The sequence below is a fragment of the Alcaligenes sp. SORT26 genome, from assembly GCF_017377875.1.
GTDB lineage: Bacteria > Pseudomonadota > Gammaproteobacteria > Burkholderiales > Burkholderiaceae_B > Alcaligenes > Alcaligenes parafaecalis.
The window spans coordinates 665718-688898 of sequence record NZ_CP070975.1 but is presented as its reverse complement, the minus strand read 5'-3'; the positions used below and the strand labels follow the sequence as shown (position 1 = coordinate 688898).

Annotated in this window: 15 protein-coding genes, 1 tRNA gene, 1 pseudogene and 1 riboswitch; of the genes and pseudogenes, 13 read left to right on the top strand and 4 right to left on the bottom strand. The window is 56.3% G+C overall.

Features of this window, described 5'->3' with window-relative positions; translation table 11 throughout:
* The first annotated feature begins 97 nt into the window (after positions 1 to 97).
* Positions 98 to 1318, top strand: coding sequence for an integrase arm-type DNA-binding domain-containing protein (locus JYG33_RS03130; protein ID WP_207874281.1), 1221 nt, complete (start codon positions 98 to 100; stop codon positions 1316 to 1318).
* Positions 1319 to 1478: 160 nt separating this feature from the next.
* On the opposite strand, the gene JYG33_RS03125 is transcribed toward JYG33_RS03130, so the two are convergent.
* Positions 1479 to 1555: transfer RNA gene (locus tag JYG33_RS03125), tRNA-Val, on the bottom strand.
* A gap of 449 nt (positions 1556 to 2004) precedes the next feature.
* Between JYG33_RS03125 and JYG33_RS03120 the strand changes: the two genes are divergently transcribed.
* The 11 genes from JYG33_RS03120 to JYG33_RS18655 all read left to right on the top strand — a co-directional run bounded on the left by JYG33_RS03120 (position 2005) and on the right by JYG33_RS18655 (position 17877).
* Positions 2005 to 2430, top strand: coding sequence for a YkgJ family cysteine cluster protein (locus JYG33_RS03120; protein ID WP_207875717.1), 426 nt, complete (start codon positions 2005 to 2007; stop codon positions 2428 to 2430).
* Positions 2431 to 2734: 304 nt separating this feature from the next.
* A complete protein-coding gene (locus tag JYG33_RS03115; protein ID WP_243430260.1) occupies positions 2735 to 4471 on the top strand; it encodes an amidohydrolase in 1737 nt (578 codons plus the stop codon).
* 81 nt (positions 4472 to 4552) lie between these two features.
* Positions 4553 to 5599, top strand: a complete 1047-nt coding sequence (locus JYG33_RS03110) for an NADP(H)-dependent aldo-keto reductase (RefSeq protein ID WP_207874279.1) — start codon at positions 4553 to 4555, stop codon at positions 5597 to 5599.
* Positions 5600 to 5832: 233 nt separating this feature from the next.
* Complete coding sequence (nadA, locus tag JYG33_RS03105) at positions 5833 to 6966, top strand: quinolinate synthase NadA (protein WP_207874277.1); 1134 nt, start codon at positions 5833 to 5835, stop codon at positions 6964 to 6966.
* The gene (gene nadB, locus JYG33_RS03100) at positions 6966 to 8825 is read left to right on the top strand and encodes an L-aspartate oxidase (protein WP_207874274.1); all 1860 of its coding nucleotides are present in this window, start codon (positions 6966 to 6968) and stop codon (positions 8823 to 8825) included. The genes nadA and nadB overlap by 1 nt, the downstream gene beginning before the upstream one ends.
* Positions 8826 to 8906: 81 nt before the next feature.
* Positions 8907 to 9581: a response regulator transcription factor gene (locus tag JYG33_RS03095; protein ID WP_207874272.1), complete on the top strand. Its 675-nt coding sequence runs from the start codon at positions 8907 to 8909 to the stop codon at positions 9579 to 9581.
* Complete coding sequence (locus JYG33_RS03090) at positions 9581 to 12118, top strand: extracellular solute-binding protein (protein ID WP_207874270.1); 2538 nt, start codon at positions 9581 to 9583, stop codon at positions 12116 to 12118. Before JYG33_RS03095 ends, JYG33_RS03090 begins: the two co-directional genes overlap by 1 nt.
* A gap of 153 nt (positions 12119 to 12271) precedes the next feature.
* The gene (locus tag JYG33_RS03085) at positions 12272 to 13297 is read left to right on the top strand and encodes an ABC transporter substrate-binding protein (protein WP_243430329.1); all 1026 of its coding nucleotides are present in this window, start codon (positions 12272 to 12274) and stop codon (positions 13295 to 13297) included.
* 71 nt (positions 13298 to 13368) lie between these two features.
* A complete protein-coding gene (locus tag JYG33_RS03080) occupies positions 13369 to 15135 on the top strand; it encodes an iron ABC transporter permease (RefSeq protein WP_207874266.1) in 1767 nt (588 codons plus the stop codon).
* Entirely contained in the window at positions 15132 to 16202 is a 1071-nt protein-coding gene (locus tag JYG33_RS03075; RefSeq protein ID WP_207874264.1) for an ABC transporter ATP-binding protein, read from the top strand. The genes JYG33_RS03080 and JYG33_RS03075 overlap by 4 nt, the downstream gene beginning before the upstream one ends.
* Positions 16203 to 16294: 92 nt before the next feature.
* A riboswitch (glycine riboswitch) is annotated at positions 16295 to 16382 on the top strand.
* A 133-nt stretch (positions 16383 to 16515) separates the two neighbouring features.
* Positions 16516 to 17877 carry a D-amino acid dehydrogenase gene (locus JYG33_RS18655; RefSeq protein WP_243430259.1) on the top strand — a complete coding sequence of 454 codons (1362 nt, stop codon included), beginning with the start codon at positions 16516 to 16518 and terminating at the stop codon, positions 17875 to 17877.
* Here the strand turns inward: JYG33_RS18655 and JYG33_RS18650 are convergent.
* The 3 genes and pseudogenes from JYG33_RS18650 to JYG33_RS03060 all read right to left on the bottom strand — a co-directional run.
* Positions 17822 to 19198: pseudogene (locus tag JYG33_RS18650) on the bottom strand (ATP-dependent DNA helicase); the annotation flags it as partial. The gene JYG33_RS18655 and the pseudogene JYG33_RS18650 sit on opposite strands and share 56 nt — an antisense overlap.
* A gap of 797 nt (positions 19199 to 19995) precedes the next feature.
* On the bottom strand, positions 19996 to 21663 hold the full coding sequence (locus JYG33_RS03065; protein ID WP_207874260.1) for a VRR-NUC domain-containing protein: 1668 nt from the start codon (positions 21661 to 21663) through the stop codon (positions 19996 to 19998).
* A 39-nt stretch (positions 21664 to 21702) separates the two neighbouring features.
* Complete coding sequence (locus tag JYG33_RS03060) at positions 21703 to 22218, bottom strand: MarR family transcriptional regulator (RefSeq protein WP_207874258.1); 516 nt, start codon at positions 22216 to 22218, stop codon at positions 21703 to 21705.
* Positions 22219 to 22303: 85 nt separating this feature from the next.
* Here JYG33_RS03060 and JYG33_RS03055 point away from each other — a divergent pair, with 85 nt between their 5' ends.
* Positions 22304 to 23173: a DMT family transporter gene (locus JYG33_RS03055; protein WP_207874256.1), complete on the top strand. Its 870-nt coding sequence runs from the start codon at positions 22304 to 22306 to the stop codon at positions 23171 to 23173.
* Positions 23174 to 23181: the final 8 nt, after the last annotated feature.

The following is a 23181-nucleotide window of genomic DNA, read 5'->3' as shown; positions in this document are numbered from 1 at the left end:
AAGTTAGTGAGCAGAGCCTGCACTGCCTGGAAAGGCGAAGACATCCTTGCCTGGCTCAACAACCCCGACTCCTGTAAATAAGAGGAAACCTAAAGACATGGCAAAGAAGATTCCACCGCTAACGGACTCAAAGTGCAAAGCAGCAAAATTCAGCACGGGCGGTAAGAACCGCCTTTTTGACGGCGGTGGTTTGTACCTTGAGCTGCTCCCCTCCGGCTCAAAGCGCTGGAGACTGAAGTACCGGCGCCCCATGACGGGGAAGGAAAACATCCTGACCTTCGGCCCTTATCCGGAGATAAGCCTTGCTTCCGCTCGGGAACAGCGTGAAAAAGCCAAAGCCCGGTTATCAGAAGGCCTTGACCCTGGCGAAGCGCCCCCGTCGGCGACAATGGGTATCACGTTTAAGGCGGTCGCAGATGAATGGCTGGAAACCCGTCGGCCAGTATGGAGCGAAGGCTACTTTACGCGGATCTCGAATGCGCTCAGCGCGAACGTGCATCCTCATATCGGCCAGCGCTCCATTTCCAGCGTGACAGGAAAAGCCGTACTGGAACTGGTGCAACAAGTGGAGCAGCGCGGCGCGCTGGAGATGGCTGCTCGGGTACTCGAAGCAGTTGGCATGGTCTTCCGATACGGCTGTGGTACCGGCTTGATTCAAATCGACATCACACAGGGGCTACGGCAGTTTTTGCAGGAGCGCCCACCGGTAGAGCATTTCCCGCACGTAGCGGAAACGGATCTCCCCGCCCTACTCGCCAGCGTTGAGCGCTATCACGGCAGACCAGAGACGCGGCTGGCCATCAAGCTGATGATGCGCACTTTTCCGCGGACCAACGAGCTGCGCTGGGCGCAATGGAGCGAGATCGATTGGAGGAATGCCTTGTGGCTGATACCGGGCGAGCGCATGAAAGGACGCCTGGCACAAAAGCAGAGCGCGCCCGACCATATCGTGCCGCTTTCAACCCAAGCTCTTGCGATCTTGGAAAGCCTACGCCAGCACTCGGGGCACTTTCAGTACCTGTTTCCGAATGTCCATAATCGCCGCGGTGCTGTGATGAGCAGCGACACCATGAACCGTGCCCTAAAAATCATGGGCTATGAGAAGCTACAAACAGGACACGGCTTCCGAGGGTTGGCATCGACCATCATGAATGAGCACAGCGGCTTTCGCCCTGACGCCATTGAACGGCAGCTGGCTCACCGCGACAGAAACAAAGTGCGCCGCGCATACAACCACGCCATGTACCTGGAAGAGCGCAAAAAACTGATGCAATGGTGGTCGGATTATCTGGACGAGCAGCTCGAAAAAGCCTCGTGATTTCCATACCCCCATTCCTGTTACACCATACCCCCATCCATACCCCCAAACGATCTGGGACTGGCTTGGCGCAGCTTGGAACGCTGGGCAACAAAAAAGCCCCAAAGCATTGATCTTTGGGGCTTTTCTTGGCACAGCTTGGAGCTGTGTGCATGTATTCTGGTAGGCAGTACTGGATTCGAACCAGCGACCTCTACGATGTCAACGTAGCGCTCTAACCAACTGAGCTAACCGCCTGCGGTGAAGAAATGAAATAATAGATCTTCCCTATGAAGCTGTCAACACTATTTTGTGTTTTTCTATAGAAAAAACGATCTTTTTTTCAGTACTTATTCTGAAGAGGATCTCAAAAACCTCAAAAAACAAGCCAAGCCATTGTTTTACAATGAATAATCAAAAACACAAGAAAAATCAGATTATTTGACCCACAACCCTCCATTCAGACCAAAGAAACATATAGATACACACAATATGTCTCCCGCCCGCATCAAGCCCCCTCCTGCCACACGATTTTTCTATTCAAGCTCTTCGAGCAAAAATAAAATAACTGCTTTACGCCTGCAGATCATCGATCTCGTCTGAAACGGGTCTGCGGCTGCTACGGGACACCTACGCACATGACTTGCTCTTCTCTCCCGCCTACCCCGACTCCACTGCTTGATCTACCTGGCGTTCAGGAAACTACGCTGGAAGCAGTCCTTTATACGCCCCCCAATGACGAGATTTTTGATGAGAACCCCTGTTTAAGTTGCGGGGTGTGCTGTTCCCATTTTCGGGTGTCTTTCTATAGTGGTGAGTTAAGTGGCGAGACGGGCGGCACAGTACCTGTCGAGCTGACGACTCAGGTTGGTCCTCTTCGTGCCTGTATGAAGGGGACAGAGCAGGGCGAAGGCCGCTGCATTGCATTGCGCGGCACGTTGGGCCAGCCGGGTATTCATTGCGCTATTTATCCTGATCGCCCTACCCCCTGTCGTGATTATCAGATCTGGGAGCTGGATGGCAGCCCCAATGTGGATTGCCAGCGTTTACGCAGCAAGCATGGCTTGTCCCTGCTACCCAATCGCCCGCTGCCTGCCCCACCAGCTTTACCGGAACACGATGAGGCGGCTTGATACGCTACAACGGTATCCTTTTGCCAAAAAGCCCTTGCAAAGTACTTTGCAAGGGCTTTTTTTTAACCAAATCCAGAGAAAAAATTGACATATAAAGCTTTCCAGATGTACGCGAGAAAAGATTACTGTTTAAGTACCCACTGACCTATTCGTGAATCCCACATTGTGTTTCTACCTATAGAAACCCCTACTCCAGACCTGTAGTCTTGAGGTATCGAGTAGTACTTGCTTTAGCTCTTTATAAAGCGAAGCAAGCCCTACGCAAGCCACAAATATAGTTATAACAATACTGGAGCAAAGAGATATGCATTTCCCCCGTCTACGTGCAGCGATGACGCCCCTGATGTGTCTGGCTGGACTCTGTGCTGTTAGTCCCATTGCATTTGCAGCCCCACCTGCTGCTGATCTGCTGATAGTGAATGGACGGATATACACGCAAAGCCCGGCTCATGCTTGGGTTGAAGCTCTTGCAATACGTGACGGAAAAATTGAAGCCTTAGGCAGCACAGAGCAACTGCAAGCCAGGCGAGGAGAGCAAACCAAGCTGATAGACCTGGGCGGCAAGATGGCCATGCCCGGCATTAATGAAGCACACTCCCATCCGGTATGGGGTGGGTTGAAACATCTTTTCCAATGCAATTTCCCCTTCACGGTGACTCCTGACGTACTGGCAGACACTTTGAAAGCCTGCGTGGCGCGTAGTGAAACACTCTGGATTCAAGGGGGCCAGTGGGATAGCGATTTTTTCAAAACGCACAAGATCGACTCACCTCGTCAATGGCTTGATGCAGTCTCTGGGGACAAGGCCATTGTGTTGACAGATGATACGGGGCACAACGCTTGGGTGAACTCCAAAGCCTTGGGCCTCCTGCAAATCGATACCAACTTTACGCCGCCCAGCGGCATGACCGTGAAGCACGAAGTGGGCAGCCGCGAGCCCAACGGGGTTCTGGTAGAAGCCAATAGCTATATCCGATCCTTTGTTCCTGACTGGACAGATGAGCAATACCTAAAAGCCGCGCAGTATGCCGTCCAGGAATCCAACCAATTTGGTATTACGGGTTTGAAAGATGCAGATGCCAGTGAAGCTGTTGTTCGGGCTTACTACAATCTGGACAAACACACCGGCTTGAATGCACACGTAGCAACGGCGATTCGGATTTCGGGCAAGGAAAGCAAACATGTTTTTGATTTTGCGGAAATTGACCGCATCAGCAAGCAGTATGCCCGCCCTAACTTAAAAACCAATTACGTCAAAATATATACCGATGGTGTTCCTACTGCAGCGCACACAGCCGCCATGCTGGAACCTTATGTTGACACCCATCATGATGACCCGCTGGCCTTAGGCGCTTTAGTTGTCCCTGAAAACGAGTTGGACCGTATTGTCACTCATCTTGACGGCGCTGGTTATGGTCTGAAGCTGCACACAGCAGGCGATCGGGCTATTCGAGTCGCGTTAAATGCCATTGAAAAGGCGCGAAACGCCAATGGAGCTTCCGGCATGATGCATGAACTGGCTCACTCGGAGTTTGTAGACAGCCAGGATCAGCCACGCTTCAGAGCCCTGAATGTCGCTGCCGATTTCTCCCCCTACATCTGGTATCCCTCGGGCTTGATTGATGCAATCAGCTCGGTAGTGGGCGAGCGCAGCAAAAACATGTTCCAGGCGCGCTCTTTGCTTGATCAGAACGTCACCATTGTTGCCGGTTCGGACTGGCCCTCCGGCGTAAAAAACAATAACCCCTGGCCTGCTATAGAGGCCTTGATTACGCGTGCGAATCCCTTCGGTCAGCGCACGGGAGAACAACTAGGGGCTGAGCAAGCCTTGAACCTGAACGAAGCACTACAGATTTTTACGAAGGATGGGGCGAAAGCCTTGGGCCGTGAAACCGAAACAGGATCATTAGAAATCGGCAAATCTGCCGATCTGATTGTGCTGGATAGGGATCTGTTCAAGATTGAACCCAATGCAATCAGCGACACCAAGGTGATCATGACTATTTTCCAAGGACGTTTGGTGCACACAAGCAGCAAATAAGCCAACCGGAATACTACCTAAGTACGTTACCATGCACGGTTTGTAGGGCCGCCCGGCCCTGCGTTTTCGGAGTCGAAGCAAATGAAATACCGCAAGCTGGGCAATACAGACCTGGATGTCAGCCTGATTGGTTTGGGCACCATGACTTACGGGGAACAGAACAGCGAGGCCGATGCGCATGCTCAGCTAGACCTTGCCCTGGAACTGGGTGTGACCTTGGTGGATACCGCCGAGATGTATCCCGTTCCCCCTCTGGCCGCCACTCAAGGTTTGACCGAGCAATATATCGGCACCTGGCTGGCTAAAACGGGGCGTCGCAAGGACATTGTTCTGGCCAGCAAAATTGCCGGTCCGGTACGTGACCCCAAGCGTCCTGGCCATATCCGCAATGGTGGCACCAGTCTGGATCGCAAGAATCTGGAACAGGCCCTGCACGACAGCCTGCGTCGGCTGCAAACTGACTATCTGGATCTGTATCAATTGCACTGGCCAGATCGCAGCACGGTAACTTTTGGGCAGCGTAGCTATCCATGGAAGGAAGAGGACACTATCCCTATCGAAGAAACCTTGTCTGTGCTGGACGACTTTGTGCGTCAGGGCAAGGTACGCCATGTAGGCGTGTCCAATGAGACGCCTTGGGGTGTGTCGCGCTTTCTGGAGTTGTCCCGTTCGCGTTCCCTGCCCCTGATCGCCACCATTCAGAACCCGTACAACCTGCTCAACCGCGTGTTTGAAGAAGGCCTGTCCGAGTTCTGCCGCTATGACGGACTGGGCTTGCTGGCTTACTCGCCTTTGGCTATGGGTGTATTGACGGGCAAGTATGACCACGGCGCTCACCCAGAGAAAGGACGGTTGACGCTGTACAACCGTTTCACTCGCTACGATGCCCCTCGCGCACGCGAGACGGCGTTGGCATATAACGAGCTAGCGCGCGAGTACGGTTTGACGCCGACTCAATTGGCTCTGGCCTGGGTGAATCATCAAGCCTTTACCAGCAGCAATTTGATTGGTGCGACAACGCTGGAACAATTGCGCGAAAACATTGCCAGTGTGGAGGTTCAATTGAGTGAAGAGTTGATCGCCAAGATCAACGCCATTCATCATCATTCCCCGAACCCTGCACCTTAATCGGCTTGTCACCCCGCTTTGAGCCTGAGCGCTCAGGCGGGGCCTCCTCTTTCTACTCCCCGCCCCCAACTCCCGACCCAGACATTGTGGCTGTGCTTGTGCTTGCAGAATGCAGTTTTTTTATTTATGCTCAAAAAAAGCATAATAAATAAGACACTCTCCCTTCTGTTCAAAAAACCATCTTTTCCATTTTTTTAAGCTATTTATGCTCAGAATGAGTATCAAGGACAAGCATGATTCAGCACTATCCCATTGATGTCTGCCAGCCCGATGTCCAAGACACTTTGAATCGCCAGATCACTTGGCACGCCGTCCCTTCAAAAATCAGCACGCAAGCGGACAAGACCACTTTGAAGCGCGCTTTAGCCCAGCAGTTAGCTGAGCAAGATGCTGTGCTGGTCGCGCACTACTACACCGACCCCGACATTCAGGATCTGGCTCTGGAGACAGGAGGCTGCGTGGGCGATTCCCTGGAAATGGCACGCTTTGGGCAAGAGCATGCAGCCAGCACCGTACTGGTGGCCGGTGTAGGTTTTATGGCGGAATCAGCCAAAATTCTTAGCCCTGAAAAACGGGTGTTGGCCGTCCATGACGAAGCGACTTGTTCGCTGGATCTAGGCTGCGCCCCCGACGATTTCAAGCAGTTTTGTGCCGCCCATCCTGATCGGGAAGTCGTGGTCTACGCCAACACCAGCGCGGCGGTGAAAGCCCAGGCGGACTGGGTGGTGACTTCGTCTATCGCCCTGGACATCGTGCGTCACCTGCACGCTCAAGGGAAAAAAATCATGTGGGCACCAGACCGTCATCTCGGCTCGTATATCCAGCAGCAAACTGGAGCAGACATGCTGCTCTGGCAAGGCTCCTGTCTGGTTCATGACGAATTCAAAGCGGATGGCTTGAAAGCTTTGCTTCATGAATACCCCGATGCTCAGGTTCTGGTCCACCCTGAATCGCCCGCCTCTGTGGTTGCCATGGCTCATGTCATCGGCTCGACGACCCAACTATTGCGGGCAGCGATCAAGCATCCCGCCGACACCTTTATCGTGGCGACCGATCAAGGGATTTTGCACGCCATGCGCCAGCAGGCACCGGGCAAAACCTTTCTGGCCGCCCCCACTGCAGGCGAAAGCGCCACCTGCAAAAGCTGCGCCTATTGCCCATGGATGGCCTTGAACAGTCTGGAGGCCCTGCATCAGCGCCTGAATGAGCCAGGCCCCGGTATTGAAGTGGACCCAGCCCTACGTGAAGGCGCACGACGCTCCTTGCAGCGCATGATGGATTTTGCCGCTGCACAGCAAAGCAATCTGCGTGTGAGTGCGGACCTGGCCGAGCATAGCCAGCAGTTCCAGCATGTAGGAGCCGCTTGATGCAATCAGGCTCAACACAGACAGATGTGTTAATCATCGGCGCAGGGCTGGCTGGCACCAGCCTGGCCCTGTCCTTGCCTTCCTCGATGAACGTGACCTTGCTCAGCAGCGCCCCCGCTCCTTGCGGGGCCAGCCCAATGGCTCTGGGCGGATTGGCTGCCGTGCTCAGTGCGGAGGACAGTCTGGAGCAACACATTGAGGACACGCTGGAAGCCGGTGCTCGGCACGCGGACAGCGAAGCGGTACGTGGCATTTTGCAAGCCGCAGCAGAAGCGGTGCATTGGCTATTGCAAAGGCAAGTGCCGCTCGACAGAACGGAAGATGGTCAATTACACCTGACGCGCGAAGGCGGACACAGCCAGCGTCGCATTGTGCATGCGGCCGATGCCAGCGGGTACGCCATCATGCAGGCATTGAGTCCTCAACTGGACCGGGCACCGCATATCCTTCAACGCCCTCATTGTCAGGCACTGGCCTTGCGTCGCAATAAACGGGGCGAAGTGGCTGGTGTTGATATTTTTGACAAACACAATCAGCGATACGAAACCATTTTGGCCGATCATGTGGTGCTGGCGACCGGGGGGCTGGGCAGCCTTTATGCCCATAGCACCAACCCGGACGGCGCCTTGGGAGAGGGTGTTGCTTTGGCCTGGCGTGCTGGAGCTGCAATACGCGATCTGGAATTCGTGCAGTTTCACCCGACTTGTCTGCATGCTGATGGACCCACTTTTCTGCTGACAGAGGCCTTGCGCGGTGAAGGTGGCTATCTCTTGGATGCGCAGGGGCATCGCTTCATGCACGAGTACGATCCTCGGGCTGAGCTGGCTCCACGCGACATTGTGTCCCGCGCCATCGCCGCACATATGCGTCAGGAAGGCAGCCATCATGTCTGGCTGGATGTACGTCATCTAGGCGCGGACACCTTGCAGCAGCATTTCCCGAAGGCGCTGGAAGAAGGCTTGCGCCGCGGATTGGATTTACGTCAGGACTGGATACCGGTTGCGCCTGCCGCTCACTACAGTTGTGGGGGAGTGCAAACTGATTTGTCGGGTCGGACGACTGTTGCGGGCTTGTATGCCGTGGGTGAAGTGGCCTGCACGGGCTTACATGGAGCCAATCGCCTGGCCAGCAATTCCTTGCTGGAATGTGTCGTCATGGGGCGGGCTGCAGCAGAAACCATTGCTGCGAGCAAAAGGGCCCAACGCTCAGCTTTGGTGCCTGGGGCAAAGGCTTCTAATGCAGACACCGGTACAGGTTCATACCCACGCTCGAGTGCAGATTCAAACCCAAGGTCAAGTTTGGATTTGAGCCTGATTCCAAATCTAGCCTTTTCCGCAGCAACAGCGATAAATATAAGCACCACCACCACCAACAACAACAACAACAACAATCTCAGCGGCGTCGATCGCAACAGCACTAGCAATAGCAGTAGCAGTAGCAGTAGCAGTAGCAGTAGCAGTAAAAGTAAAAACTACAGCCCATCCGTAAATAACAGCCCCACCCTTTCGGCCTTGCGCCGTTTGATGCAAGAGCATGTTGGCTTGCTGCGCACCGGAGCGGGTCTGACGCAAGCCTTGCACACGCTCGAAGCCTGGCGAGAACAAATCAATCACGGCAACACCGCCGGTGCCTGCTCTACGAATAGCTACGACAGCGACCGTAGCAATGCTAGTAACAGTGGCACTGAGAGTACAAGTCGCAGCAGCAGCAATGGCAATGGCAATGGCAACATGACCCCCCACTCCATCCATTCCGTGGACCATCACACCATCAGCCTTCATCTGGACACCGCATGGTTGCTGGTGCAAGCCGCTCTGGACCGCCCGCATAGCCTCGGCGCGCATTTCCGGCAGGACTAAGACCTCGGTTTTCATGGGATAGAATAAAAAACCAAATAAAGAGGCACCTCGACATGCAGGAGCCCATTCGATGGAGGCAATATGCGATTACTCATGGTCGAGGACAATGAGGATTTAGGAGAAGCCATCGCCAGTCGGCTCAGTGCAGGCGGCCATAGCGTGGAGTGGGTCATGAATGGCGAACAGGCCCTGCGTTATCTGGAAATGGATAACTGGGATGTTCTGCTTCTGGACATCATGCTTCCCGATCAGGACGGCTTCAGCATTTTGCGCCATCTGCGTCGCCAAGCGCCCAGTCTGCCGGTGCTGGTCATGACGGCTCGTTCGGAAATCGAGGACCGCGTGTCCATGCTGGACCTGGGGGCGGACGACTATCTGGTCAAACCGTTTGATCTGCGCGAACTGGAAGCACGGCTGCGTGCTCTGATGCGCCGCCCCGCCACCACGCAAGCGGAAATCTGGCAGTTGGGACACGTCAGCATTGATATCGCAGCCCGGCGCATCAATAGCCGGGATCAGACCGTGGAGTTCGGCCAGCGCGAGTTCTGCTTGCTGGAACTGCTCTTAAGCCGCGCCGGACAAGTCGTCACCAAAGAACGTCTGATGATGCAGCTCTTCAATTTTGATGAAGACTCCAGCCCGAATGCGGTGGAACTGCACGTTTCCCGTTTGCGACGCAAGCTTAGTGATATTGCCATCCGTATCGACACCGTGCGGGGCACCGGCTATATGGCCAGTTTGGGCGATGCCAGCTAATGCGCCGCTCTCTATCTATTCAACAGCGCGTGTTGGCGCTGGCTGTCTGCTTGTTGGCGGCGGCTCTGCTGGCGCTCGGTCTGGCCTCTCGCCAATACGCTCAGCGCGCCGCCGACTCTGCCTATGATCGGCTCTTGAAAGCCGCTGCGCTGACCATTGCGAATGCCATTCAGATTGACGAGGGCGAGCTTTCACTGGAGCTGCCCTACTCCGCCATGGCCATGCTGCCCGAGCAAGAGCATATTTTTTACAGTGTGCGTTCTACCAGTGGGCTGATTTCTGGCTACCCGGATCTGGGCGACACGCTCCCCCCCGCTGCCAGTTCCGAACCGCGCTATGACACGATTTCCTATCACGACACGCCGGTGCGCGTGGCCACCATCGGGCGCTTGCTAACGGGCGAACATTCGCTAGGCCGTGGCTGGATCACCATACGTGTGGCTGAAACCCTGGGAACCCGGCAAGCACTGGCTGATGAGCTGCTGGGCCGCAGCACCTTGTCCTTAACAGGCCTGATCCTGCTGGCCCTGATGATCACCAGCCTGGGAATCCGGCGCGCCTTTGCTCCCTTGGCAGAATTGGAAACCGCCCTACGGGAACGCTCGCACGACAATTTGCAGCCTATCGACACCCCGGTTCCCAAGGAGATCCGCCGCCTCGTCGACACCTTGAATGCCTTTATGCAGCGCCTGCAAACTGCCGTTGGGACCTTGAACAACCTGGTGGCCGATGCCGCCCATCAAATTCGCACCCCTTTGGCGGCGGTTCATTTGCAAACTCAGCTTGCCATGGACGAACCCGGCTCCGAAACCGTACGCCCGCGCCTTCAACGAATTTTGAACAACACCACCCATGCCACCCATTTGCTGAACCAGTTGCTGATGGATGCCACGGTCAGCCATCGTCTGGATCGCAGTACCATGCGCCCGCTGGACGTGACCCCGCTGATTCAGGAAATCCAAGGGCGTGTGGACCCGGACCGAGCACATAGGCTGCAGGTTCACATCACTCCGTCGGCCCGACGGGCGCAAGTGTTGGGCGACCACGTCTCCTTGAGGGAAATGCTGCGCAATGTGATCGACAACGCCATGCTCTACAGCGACGAGCATATTTCTGTACGCGTTTATACCCGGCCCAGCGGCCTGGTGGTGTTTGATGTTTCCGACCTGGGACCCGGCATCAGCGACGAGGACAAGACCCGTTTACTGGAGCGCTTTCAGCGTGGCCCCAGCAGTCAAGGCAGACCGGGATCGGGCCTGGGCCTGTCGATTGTGCGCACGGTCGTACAAGCGCATCAGGGAACCCTGCTCTTGCGTGATCACTCTCCGCAAGGGCTGACCGTCCGCATCGAAATCCCGGCGCTGATCCAAGGCCCCAAGCCTGCAAGCTCCCTGCCACAGACCTTGGCTGTCCTCGCCCTGGTATTGACGGGCCTGCTTGCCTCCCCCGACACCGTTCATGCGCAGGACAAGATCGCCCGCCCCGATATGGGTATACGCAGCCATGAATACCCGGCACTTTCTCCCAGGCAAAAGCCGGATGATCAGCCCTTACTCGTCATCGCTGGCCCTACCGATACGGAGCTGTTTGAAGTACTGGTGCACGACTTCCAGCAAATCCAGCCTCAGGTGCGCATTCTTTATCACGAGATGGATTCCACGGCCCTGTATCGACATACCATTCAAGGCAGCCTGCCTGATACGGACCTGCTCATCAGCTCAGCCTCGGATCTGCAGGTCAAACTGGCTAACGACGGCTATGCCCGTTCCCACAGCTCCAGCCTGACCAATGCCATGCCCGGTTGGGCACGCTGGCGTAATGAGGTCTTCGGTTTCACGCTGGAACCGGCAGTCATTGCCTACGCACCGTCTCGCCTGCCACCTGACCTGCCCGCCTCCCGCGAGGCACTGCTAAGGCTGCTGGAGCGCAATAGCGGCACACTCATGGGCCGTGTCGGAACCTATGACATCCAGATCAGTGGCGTCGGTTATCTGTTCGCGCTTTATGACGAGCGCACCTCCTCCACCTTCTGGGGGATGGCCAATGCCTTGGGCCGCGTCGGCACTCGTCTATACGCCAATACCGCTGCCATTCTGGATGATCTGGACAACGGCACCCTGGATGTGGCCTACAACGTCCTGGGTTCCTACGCGCTGGCCCGCCAAAAGGCCGGTTCCGACATTGCCATCGTCGTTCCCAGCGATTATGTCTCGGTGTTTACCCGCAGCGCATTGATTCATAAACAGGCCCATCGGCCGGATTTGGCGGCAGCATTTATTGATTATTTGCTCTCACCCCGAGGCCAACAAACCATTGCGGGTCCGGCTGGTCTGGGCCATTTGAATGCCATTGAAACAGGTAGCTGGTTTACAAAACCTGTTGCAAATCAATCGATTGGGATTATTCAGCCACTTATCCTGAACCCTTCCTTGTTGGTTGGACTGGACCCCACCCGACGCCAGCGCTTTCTACAAAACTGGCGACGTCTGGTAACCGATACGCCTCCCAACCCAGGAGACCATTCCTATCAACAGTGACAGGATGCTGACAGCTAGAGTCCACACAATGGAATGACACTGTTCCCCAAAAAGTCCCGCGTCATGATGGGACACTGAACCAAGGAGACTCGAATGTCAGCATTCACCATCCCTAGCCGCTTGAGCCTGCTAGCCCTGTCACTCAGTGCCAGCATGCTTGCCGGTCAGGCGGCCTGGGCACAAGGCGATCAGGCGCAAGCGGCCGAAAAAGAAGGCAAGGTCATCGTCTACTCCACGACCGATACCAAGGCAGCCGCTCCGCTGATTTCCGCCTTTGAAGCGGCAAACCCCAAGATCAAAGTCGAATACCACGACATGAACAGCACCGAGCTGTACAACCGCTACATCAGCGAGCAGGCTTCGGGCAGCAATAGTGGTGACGTGGTCTGGAGCTCGTCCATGGATTCGGCCATGCGTCTGGCCACCGACTATGCCGCCAGCTACGCTTCCCCCGAAATTCCTTCCCTGCCTGGCTGGGCGGTCTGGGAAAACAAGGCCTTTGGTACGACCTACGAGCCTACGGTGTTCATCTACAACAACCGTCTGATCAAGCCTGAGGAAGTGCCCAAGACTCACGCCGAACTGGCCAAGCTGGTGGAAAGCGACAAGGACCGTTTCCGCAACAAGGTCACCACCTACGATATCGAGAAGTCCGCCGTGGGTTATATGCTGGCCGCTCAGGACAGCAAGAAAGGCGAAAGCTACTGGAACTTCATCAAGGGCGTAGGCTCGGCCAATCTGGTTCTGCAATCGTCCACTGGCACCATGATGGAGCGTGTCAGTTCCGGCGAGAACCTGATCGGCTACAACCTGCTGGGTTCGTATGCAGAAACCCGCGTCGCCAAGGATAAAGCCATCGGGATTGTGTACCCCTCGGACTACACCCTGGTCCTGTCGCGTGTGGCCTTCATCAGCAACAAGGCGCAAAACCCCAATGCAGCCCGCGTTTTCCTGGACTACATGCTGTCCAAAGACGGTCAGGACATTCTGGCCAACAAGTCCGAACTGGCCTCGATCCGCTCTGACGTGGAAGGCGATAACGACGTGGACGGCCTGACCAAGCGATTGGCCGGTGTGGAACTGACCCCCATCCCCGTGGATTCGTCCCTGCTGGACTTCCTGAAACAAAAGGAACGTCTGGACTTCATCAAGCAATGGCGCGCTGCCGCCAATAAGTAAGACGCCTCGTCTTTGAATCGGGTGGTGGCCCCTGCCGCCACCCCGCCTCTTTTCCGCCTGGAATCCTTATCATGCAAGCCTTACGCCTTCGGTGGCAGGCCTGGCCGCGCCATGTCGTTGTTCTGATAACGGCACTGGCCATTTATGTGCCGCTTAGCCTGATCATCATCCAAAGCCTGCTATCCGCCCCTTTTTTCGCGGCTGACAAGTCTCTGGGGCTGGATGCCTTCCGTTTTATTTTCGACGACCCGGACTTTTACAAAGCCCTGGGTAGCGGTTTCATCATGGCCTTTGGCCTGGCCGGTATCTCGATTCCCTTGGGTGGCATTCTTGCTTTCCTGATGGTGCGTACCGATCTGCCGGGTCGTACCTGGATTGAACCGCTGATTCTGGTCCCTATTTTTGTATCCCCCATGGTGCTGGGCTTCGGCTATATCGTCGCTGCCGGGCCAGTCGGGTTTTTCTCCACCTGGACACTGGACCTGATCGGTTTTGTGCCCTGGAACATTTACTCCTTTACCAGCATTGTCATCATTGCCGGTTTGACTCACGTTCCACACGCTTACCTGTACATTTCCTCCGCCCTGCGCAGCATGGGTTCGGACGTGGAAGAAGCGGCCCGCAGCGCCGGAGCCAGCCCTTGGCAAGTGATGCGCTCGGTCAGCCTGCCCATGGTTCGCCCGGCCATTCTGTACGCCTGCGTGCTGCTGTTTTTCCTGGGTCTGGAAGTGTTTGGTCTGGTGCTGGTGCTGGGTGACCCCGAGGGCCACTTGGTTCTGGCCACTTACCTGTACAAGCTGACCAACAAGCTGGGCATTCCGTCCTACCACCTGATGGCCGCGGTTGCCGTGATTCTGATCGCCATGACCATTCCCCTGGTCATGCTGCAACGCCGTCTGATGCGCACCGCCAACCGCTTTGTGACCGTCAAGGGCAAAGCCTCCCAGGCTCGTTCCTTGCCACTGGGCCGCTGGCGCTGGGCTGCCGCCACCCTGGTTGCACTGTGGTTGTTCTTTACCGTGATCGTGCCGGTTGTCGGCGTAGTGCTGCGCGCGTTTGTGTCCAACTGGGGCATTGGCGTCTCGCTGATGGACGTGCTTTCTCTGGATGCGTTCAGACAAGTCTTCGGGCAAGCCAACCTGCTGCGCGCCATTCTGAACTCGATTGCCATTGGTGTGTTCGGCGGTGCGCTGGCCGTGATCTGCTACACCTTTATCGGCCTTGCCATGCACCGCAAACCAGACGGCATTACTCGCTTTCTGGACTACAGCGTTCTGGTTCCACGCGCGGTTCCCGGTCTGCTGGCGGGTCTGGCCTTCCTGTGGATGTTCCTGTTCGTGCCCATGTGGCTGGATCAGTCCCTGGAAAACGGCTGGCTATCCGTGCTGCCTATGGCGGAATGGCTAAGAGGCGTCGTTGTCAGCCCTCTGCGTGCTTTGCGCAGCACCATCTTCAGTGTGTGGCTGGCCTATAGCGTGGTCTGGATGGCTTACGGTCTGCGTCTGATCTCCTCCACCCTGCTGCAAGTAGGCCCGGAGCTGGAAGAAGCTGCCCGTAGCACGGGGGCTCGTCCCGGCCAGGTGACGCGCCAGATCACCCTGCCTTTGGCGAAGTTTGGTTTGATCGGCTCCTGGTTGCTGATGTTCCTGATCTTCGAGCGGGAATACTCCACCGGTGTGTACTTGCTGACTCCCGGTACGGAAACCATTGGTTCCATGCTGGTCTCCCTGTGGGCCACCGGTGCCATCGACATTGTGGCTGCCCTGTCCTTTATCAATATCGTGTTGGTGGTCATTGGCCTGACCATCGCATTGCGCTTCGGAGTGAAACTACGATGACCGAGCTGACTGTAGAAAATATCCATTTGGCCTACGACCGCAATCCCGTCCTGAAAGGCGTCTCCATGAGCCTGAACAAAGGCGAAGTGGTTTCCCTGCTGGGCGCTTCGGGCAGCGGCAAGACGACCTTGCTGCGTGCGGTGGCCGGGCTGGAGCAGCCTTCTCAAGGCCGCATCGCCATCAATAATGATGTGCTGTACGACTCCAAGGCCCGTGTCGATCTGCCTGCCGAGGCCCGCAACCTGGGGCTGGTCTTCCAGTCCTACGCCTTGTGGCCGCACATGACAGTACAGGAAAACGTGGCGTATCCGCTGACCTTGCGCAAAACCCCCAAGGCCGAGAGCCGCCAGAAGGTAGAAGCCATTCTGGATCAGCTAGGCCTGAAAGGTTTGGGCGAACGCTACCCCAGCCAGTTGTCGGGTGGGCAGCAACAACGGGTCGCCATTGCACGTGCGCTGGTCTACAACCCGCCCGTCATTCTGCTGGATGAACCGCTGTCCAACCTGGATGCCAAACTGCGTGAAGAAGCCCGTGTGTTCCTGCGCGAGTTGATTGTGGAGATGGGCTTGTCAGCCTTGATGGTGACCCACGATCAAGCCGAAGCCATGGCCATTTCCGATCGCATCTTGCTGCTGAACGGGGGCGAGATCGAGCAACAAGGCACGCCCCAAGAGGTCTACAGCAATCCCAAGACGCTCTATACAGCCGAGTTCATGGGTTCCAACAATCGCCTGCAAGGTAAAGTCACCGAACAGCGCGATCAGCAAACCCGCTTGAGTGGCCCCGGCTGGGAGCTATGGGGCCATGCAGCCGGCCCGCTGACATCCGGTCAACAAGCCACTGCCGTGATCCGTGTTGAACAGGTACACCTGAACGCCCAGCCTGGCCCCGATACGCTGCAACTGCAGTTGTCCACCAGCATGTACCTGGGCGACAAGTGGGAGCACGTGTTCCGCATGGCTGACCCGTCTGCAGGCACCTTGCGTGCTTTTGGGCCGGAACCCCTGCCCGGTGGCGTGCATCACCTGCAATTGCCCCCCTCCAAACTGTGGATTTATCCTTCCTGATCCACAGCCCACAACCGGGGGCCCGCTCCTTGGGCTCCCGGTTTACCCTGATTGCGCAGTTTTGCAAGCACAGCTAATGTAGTCGCGTCATTACAGGCGGTATGAAAGAGACCTGTTCAGTCAGGCGCCGACGGAGCAACCACCCCGGAATCTCTCAGGCAAAAGGATCGTACCAGCCCGACACTCTGGAGAGCGGCGCACGACGCCCACCGAAGGAGCCCAGCCAGACACACTGGTTGGATAAACTCTCAGGTCACAGGACAGATGGGGTATTGCCACTATTTGGTGGCAATTCACCTGTCAGGAGCCTGTTATGTCGCATATTGCCGTCATTGGCGCCGGTATTTCCGGAATTACCACCGCCTACGCCCTTAGCCTGAAAGGCTATCAAGTCACCGTTATCGACCGCCTGCGCTACCCTGCGATGGAAACCTCCTTCGCTAATGGCGGGCAGCTTTCCGCTTGCAATGCCGAGGTCTGGAACAGCCGCAGCACTATTCTCAAGGGCTTGAAGTGGATGATGCGCAAAGACGCCCCACTGCTGTTCAACCCTAAACCAAGCTGGCACAAATATAGCTGGATGGCACAGTTTATGGGTGCCATCTCCGGCTACGAGCGCAACACCATTGAAACCGTCAAGCTGGCTATTACGGCCCGCGAGAATCTGTACCAATGGGCCAAGGACGAAAACATTGATTTCGACCTGGAACAGCGCGGCATCTTGCACATCTACCACACGGCAGGCGGCTTTGAGTCGGGCAAGAAAGTCAGCCAACTGCTGCACAAAGGAGGTCTGGAGCGCCGCACCGTCACCAATGACGAAATTCACCAGATCGAACCTGCTTTGCAAGGCACCTACTACGGCGGTTTCTTCACGCCTTCTGATGCCACAGGCGATATTCACAAATACACACGCGGGCTAGCGGATGCGTGCGCCAAGCGCGGCGTGAAGTTCCTGCAAGATACGGAAGTGCTGGGTATTGATTGCGGCCCTCCGCACCGTATCCAGTTGCGCACGGGTGACGGCGCTGAAGCGCACACGCATACCTTGTCCGTGGATTCCCTGGTCGTTTGCGCCGGTGTAGGCAGCCGTCATCTGGCCCATATGCTGGGCGACTACGTCAATATTTACCCTGTGAAAGGCTATTCAATCTCGGTCTATCTGGATACGCCAGAAGCCCAACATGCCGCCCCTTGGGTCAGCTTGCTGGATGAAGAAGCCAAGATTGTGACCAGCCGCCTGGGCAAGGAACGACTGCGCGTGGCGGGTACGGCGGAATACAACGGCAGTAACAAAGACATACGTGCCGACCGTATTGCCCCGCTGACCAACTGGACACGCCGCAACTTCCACGATGCCGCAACCGACCGCGTCGTGCCGTGGGCCGGTCTGCGTCCCATGATGCCGGACATGCTGCCACGCGTGAAAGCAGGCAGTCGTCCTGGCGTGTACTACAACACGGGTCACGGTCACCTGGGTTGGACTTTGTCTGCCGCTACCGCTCAAATCATTACTGAAGTCATTGCCCAGAACGAGCGTCAGTCCGCACCTGCTCAATTTGCCACCAGTCCGGCAACAACTGCTGCACCCGCCGCTGCCCATAGCGCTCGTCAAGCAGATACACAAAGCCTTGATCCTGCTCATCGCGAATCACACGACCCGCGGCCTGTGTAATCTTGCGTAGTCCCGGATAGAGATAGGTATAGTCATAGGCCCGCCGCTCCCCAAAGAGATGGGCCATGACTTGCCGCACCGACTCATTGGCAGGGTTGAATTGCGGCAATCCCAAGGTGGCAATAAACGCACCGATCAAGCGTTTACCGGGTAAATCCACCCCTTCGGAAAACGCCCCGCCCAACACCGCCAAACCTACTCCCTTCCCTTCCAGCGTAAAGCGGTCCAGAAACTGCGTTCGTTGATGATCGCTCATGCCCGGTTGTTGGTGCCACACGGGCATATCCGGCCAGCGTTCCTGCAAGGCCTGGCTGACCTGCTCCAGATAATCAAAGCTGCTCAGAAACAAGAGATAGTTACCCGGCTGCTCCTGATAGGCCTGCCCGACAATGTCGCAAACCCCTGTCAAACTTTGGGCTCGGTCTGCATAACGGGTGGATAGACCAGCATACTGGCGTACCCGCAATTGCTCGGCCCGATACGGCGAGGCCACATTCAGTTCGGTGGTACTGGGCGGCAGACCCAGGACGTCGCGATAAAACTGCGAAGGATTCAGCGTGCCAGAGAACAGCACAACACCATGGGCATCGCCATAACGCTCAGCCAGAAAAGGCGCAGGCACAATATTGCGCAGGTTCAATAGCACGCCATCGCGGTGCGCCAAGATATCGAACAACGAGTGCGAGCCGAATTGCCCGGCCAAATCCACAAAATAAAGCAGCTCAAAATAAAACTGCAGCAAGGGACTGTCTTGCGGCATGGGAGTTTCAGCCACGTATGCCCCCAGACGGGCCGCCAAATACTCACACTGCTCCAGCAGATCGGGCGGGATTTTCTCCAAGCCCCATTGGTCGCCCCCCTCCTCAGAAATCAGGTCTTCCATCAAACGAGTCAAGGGAGCGAAATGACGCTTCAAGGCCGAAGGAGCTGCTTTGCGGGCCATGCGTATCTGCACTTGCGAAAAGGAAGCTGAATACATGGAGCGGGCACGCTCGACCAGGTTATGAGCCTCATCCACCAGCACAGCACTGCGCCATTGTTGCGCCAGGGTCTGGCTATAGAGCACCGCATGGGTATCGAAAAAGTAGTTGTAGTCACCCACAATGGCATCGGCCCAGCGCAACATCTCTTGCCCCAGATAGTAGGGGCAGACTTGATGCTCATTCGCGACGTGCTGCAAGCGCTGGCGATCAAGAATGGGCTGTTCCAGGGCTTGCCGGCGTGCGGCGGGAAGGCGGTCGTAAAAGCCTTCAGCCAAAGGACAGGACTGGCCATGACAGGCTTTATCGGGGTTCGGACATTGCTTGTCACGGGCGACCATTTCCAGCACCCGCCAAGCCCCCTCGCCTTCGGGACTCAAACGGCTCAAGGCATCCAGAGCCATTTGTCGGCCTGAATTTTTAGCCGTCAGATAAAAAAGCTTGTCCAAACCCGCTTCGGGCATGGCCTTCAGGCCGGGAAACACAACAGCCAGTGTCTTGCCTATGCCCGTCGGCGCTTGAGCCAACAAGCACTGTGCGTCACGCTGCGCACGAAACGCAGCCACCGCCAATTGACGCTGACCGGCGCGAAACTGCTCAAAAGGAAATTGCAGATCGGTACAGGCCTGGTCCCGCGCCAGACGATGTTTTTGTTCCTGCCGCCCCCACTCCACATAGGCGCGACAGTGTTCCTCGAAGAAGGCCCACAAATCCGCGCGCTCCAGATACTCGGATACGCAGGTCTCCTTATGCTTGTCGACGTGGTAATACACCACACTCACCGTCACGCCCGGCAGGTCCCGCTCCTGACAAATCATGGCGGCATAGACCTTGGCCTGGGCCTGATGCAAACGACGGTGATGCTCGGGGATGGCATCAAACGCCCCCCGATAGGTTTTCAGCTCTTCCAGACAGTGGCTGACAGGATCAAAACCATCGGCCCGACCCCGCACCAGAAGCCCCTCCATTTCATAGGACAGAGGAACTTCCGCCTCGTAATGCTCCGGGCGACGCAGCCGTAACTGCTGATGACCCAAAATGCCTTCCTGAGCAGTGGCCGCAGGAGTAAAGCGCAGGTCCAGATCACCGCTGCGGGCGGTGAATTCGCACAAAGCTCGTACGCCTACGGTCCAGGCTTTCATACGAATTCAGGCCGAGTGACGTAGCAAACACGGGCTGGAATGGCGTGCTGCTCAAAATAACTGAGCCAGCGCCGTTGATTGTCCTGGAGACGGTCCCCTGGCCCTTTTACCTCAATCAATTCATAGCTTTGCTGGGCTGGTGTAAAACGCACCAAATCCGGCAAGCCGGAGCGATTGTCGCGCCAGTCTTGCAAAATGCGCTTGAAGACCAACTGCAAATGCTGCGCCGGGATGCAATGCAAAGCCTGCTCGATCAGGGTTTCATCCAAGGCAGGCCAGATCAGCAAGGGGCACTGTATGCCGCGTTTTTCCTGCCAGCGCTGCCAGATCACGGTTTTATAGTCAGCGCTGTCCAGGACGCTTAAGGCTTGATCAAACAGGTTCTGACGACGCGATACGAAATCCGGGTTGCCCCAATCAGCAGGACAGGCTTGATAGGGATGAAAAAACGCGCCGGGCAAGGGAGCGAAAATAGCGTCCCAGCTTAGCAATCCCAATAAGGCTGGAAACAAGGCGTTTTCTACGTAATAAACAGGCGCCAAAGGACTGTCCCAATGCGCCAAGACCTGGGCTTCAACTCGATTACCGTCATCAAACAGGACCAGATCACTACGTTGAGTGCGACTGGCCGGTGTACTTGCCGGAGAACTGGGCGGCACGTCGACTGACAATTTACGACGCATGCGCGGCAACATACGCAGCAACTTCTGGGTTTCACTTTCGTTCTCTGGCTGTCCCCAGGCCTGACAAAACAGGGGCCACGCACCTTGATGGTTCTCTTGGCGCTCCAATACACGCAGTTGACGGTAGCGTGCGCCCGGCCAGCTCGTCTGGGTGTAGGCCTGCTCGGCTAGCGGCCACCAATGCTGGCGCTCTGCTTGCTGTCCCAGTTGGAACAGGGTTTTTGCCTTGCGCCGCTGCAACCAATCGCTATCCGTTTCAATCGTCAACACGGCCGCAAAGCGCTGCGCCCATTGCTCGGGATCCGCCTCGTCCTGGGTATCACGTAGTTCAGACAAGGTTTCATACAGGCGTACATCCCCCCCATGCCGGAACGCCCGGCTGGCCTGATCCAGCAGTACCGTTTCGTAGCGATACAGGCCCAGATCACTCAGCACGAACTCGGACCAGTCCTGATAATGATTGCCAAAGAACAGAAGCTGCAAACGCTGCACCCAGTGCATGACCTCCGGGGACAGACGGAGCATGGGAGCCTGCAATCGGGTGTCGGCGCACCATTCCTGAAAGTGGCGTGCCTGGTCGCCATAGGTTTGGCTGATCCACGCCTGATAATCTGACTTGCGCCCAGCCGCAGGCAGATCACTAAACAAGCGACGCAGCTCCGGCACGGTATGGACCGCAAACAAGGTTGCCAGATCGAGGTCTGGATTCGTCTCAATCAAGCCACAGGCACTGAGCTCTTGCACTGCCACATCCAGATCCGCAATCTCGTCGTAACGCAGCTTGTCGATGCGAAATACAGGCCCTTTACGCATCAGCAATCGGACTAACAGCGCTTGGGCAGATTGGGAAGCCGCTACAAAGCGGCGACCACAATGGACGTGTTCCGGCTCCAGCAAGTCGGAACTGGCGTGCTGTACCCACTGCAAAACCTGATGAAAATTATGCAGATAGTAAAAAGGAGGAAGCTCTGGCGGGGTCATAAGTAGGCTGTGTATATATCCAGCTACTTTAGCATTCCTTCAACTCTGGCGCGACTCCAACACACGCATCCAGTCGCGCAGCAAGCTGTCCAGGCTTTGACGTTGCTCGGTATTCAGGCCTTCCAGCAAGTTTTCTTCATTCGCCAAATGGTCAACGACCACGGTGTCCACACAGGCCAGACCGGCCGGACTCAGGCGCACCAAAATGCGGCGGGCATCTTCCGGGTCAGCAATTCGCTCAATCAAACCTTGCTTTTCCAAGCCCTGCAAACGATGCGTCATGGTGCCGGAGCTGACCATCAAGGTAGAAAACAGGGCTGTAGGTGCCAAGGTATAGGGCGGGCCGGAACGACGCAGGCTGGCCAGCACATCAAATTCGCCCAATTGCAAGCCGTGACGCCTGAAATTTTCGCTCATCTGCTTTTGCACCAGTTGAAAGCAACGTGTCATACGGCCCAGCAAGGCCATGGCATCCAGATTGGGCAGATCCGGCCGCTGCTCACGCCATTGCTTGATGATCAGGTCTACCGCGTCGTGTTCTTCGCTCGTACTCATGATTTCTCGATTCTGATATTTATCTTGATATTAAGATAAATCATCCCTACACTGGCATTTATCTCGACATCAAGATACTTTCACCATGAACCGATTATCGCTTTGGATTGTGACGGCACTGACCGCACTAGGCCCCGCCATCTGGGGTTCAACCTATATTGTTACTACCGAAATTTTGCCGCCTGACCGCCCGTTCATTGCTGCGTTTTTGCGTTGCTTTCCCGCAGGTCTGATGCTCTTGCTCTGGAGTCGTCGTATGCCAGCGCGTGGCGATTGGGGGCGGACCCTGATTTTGGCGGCCTTGAATATTGGTGCCTTTCAAGCACTGCTGTTTGTGGCGGCTTACCGCTTGCCCGGTGGTCTGGCGGCGGTGGTCGGGGCCGCTCAACCTTTGGTTGTGATTGCGCTGGCCTGGGCTCTGGAAGGAAAACGTCCCGTCACGATGGCACTGGTGGCCTGCGTGATCGGTATTTTCGGCATGGGTATTTTGCTGCTTTCCCCAGAGAGCCAATGGGATACCTGGGGCATGGTGGCCGCAATTGTGGGCGCTTTGTGCATGGCCTTGGGAACCTACTTGTCGCATCGCTGGCGTAGTGGCATGCCGATTCTGGCTTTCACCGCTTGGCAGTTGATGCTCGGTGGCCTGATGCTTGCCCCCCTCGCCTTGTGGCTGGACCCACCGCTGGATAGCTCTTTGAGCACGGTGCAAATTGGCGGTTATCTGTATCTGTGCCTGGTCGGTGCCCTGCTGGCCTACACTTTGTGGTTCCGAGGGATTGCCGTACTGCCTTCAGTCGCGGTGTCTTCGCTGGGTCTGCTCAGTCCTTTGACCGCCGTTATTCTGGGCTGGTTGATCCTGGGCCAGGCCATGACGGGCTCCAGTTTGGTCGGCATTATTCTGGTGATGGGCAGCGTCCTGGCAGTGCAATGGATCAGTAATCGGCCTACTAAATAAATAATAAG

Coding starts and splice junctions, on each gene's coding strand:
- JYG33_RS03065 (WP_207874260.1), bottom strand. CDS start 21,663: ATGACCCCGCCAGAGCTTCCTCCTTTTTACTATCTGCATAATTTTCAT.
- JYG33_RS18655 (WP_243430259.1), top strand. CDS start 16,516: ATGTCGCATATTGCCGTCATTGGCGCCGGTATTTCCGGAATTACCACC.
- JYG33_RS03080 (WP_207874266.1), top strand. CDS start 13,369: ATGCAAGCCTTACGCCTTCGGTGGCAGGCCTGGCCGCGCCATGTCGTT.
- JYG33_RS03075 (WP_207874264.1), top strand. CDS start 15,132: ATGACCGAGCTGACTGTAGAAAATATCCATTTGGCCTACGACCGCAAT.
- JYG33_RS03055 (WP_207874256.1), top strand. CDS start 22,304: ATGAACCGATTATCGCTTTGGATTGTGACGGCACTGACCGCACTAGGC.
- JYG33_RS03090 (WP_207874270.1), top strand. CDS start 9,581: ATGCGCCGCTCTCTATCTATTCAACAGCGCGTGTTGGCGCTGGCTGTC.
- JYG33_RS03060 (WP_207874258.1), bottom strand. CDS start 22,218: ATGAGTACGAGCGAAGAACACGACGCGGTAGACCTGATCATCAAGCAA.
- nadB (WP_207874274.1), top strand. CDS start 6,966: ATGCAATCAGGCTCAACACAGACAGATGTGTTAATCATCGGCGCAGGG.
- JYG33_RS03085 (WP_243430329.1), top strand. CDS start 12,272: ATGCTTGCCGGTCAGGCGGCCTGGGCACAAGGCGATCAGGCGCAAGCG.
- nadA (WP_207874277.1), top strand. CDS start 5,833: ATGATTCAGCACTATCCCATTGATGTCTGCCAGCCCGATGTCCAAGAC.
- JYG33_RS03115 (WP_243430260.1), top strand. CDS start 2,735: ATGCATTTCCCCCGTCTACGTGCAGCGATGACGCCCCTGATGTGTCTG.
- JYG33_RS03130 (WP_207874281.1), top strand. CDS start 98: ATGGCAAAGAAGATTCCACCGCTAACGGACTCAAAGTGCAAAGCAGCA.
- JYG33_RS03110 (WP_207874279.1), top strand. CDS start 4,553: ATGAAATACCGCAAGCTGGGCAATACAGACCTGGATGTCAGCCTGATT.
- JYG33_RS03095 (WP_207874272.1), top strand. CDS start 8,907: ATGCGATTACTCATGGTCGAGGACAATGAGGATTTAGGAGAAGCCATC.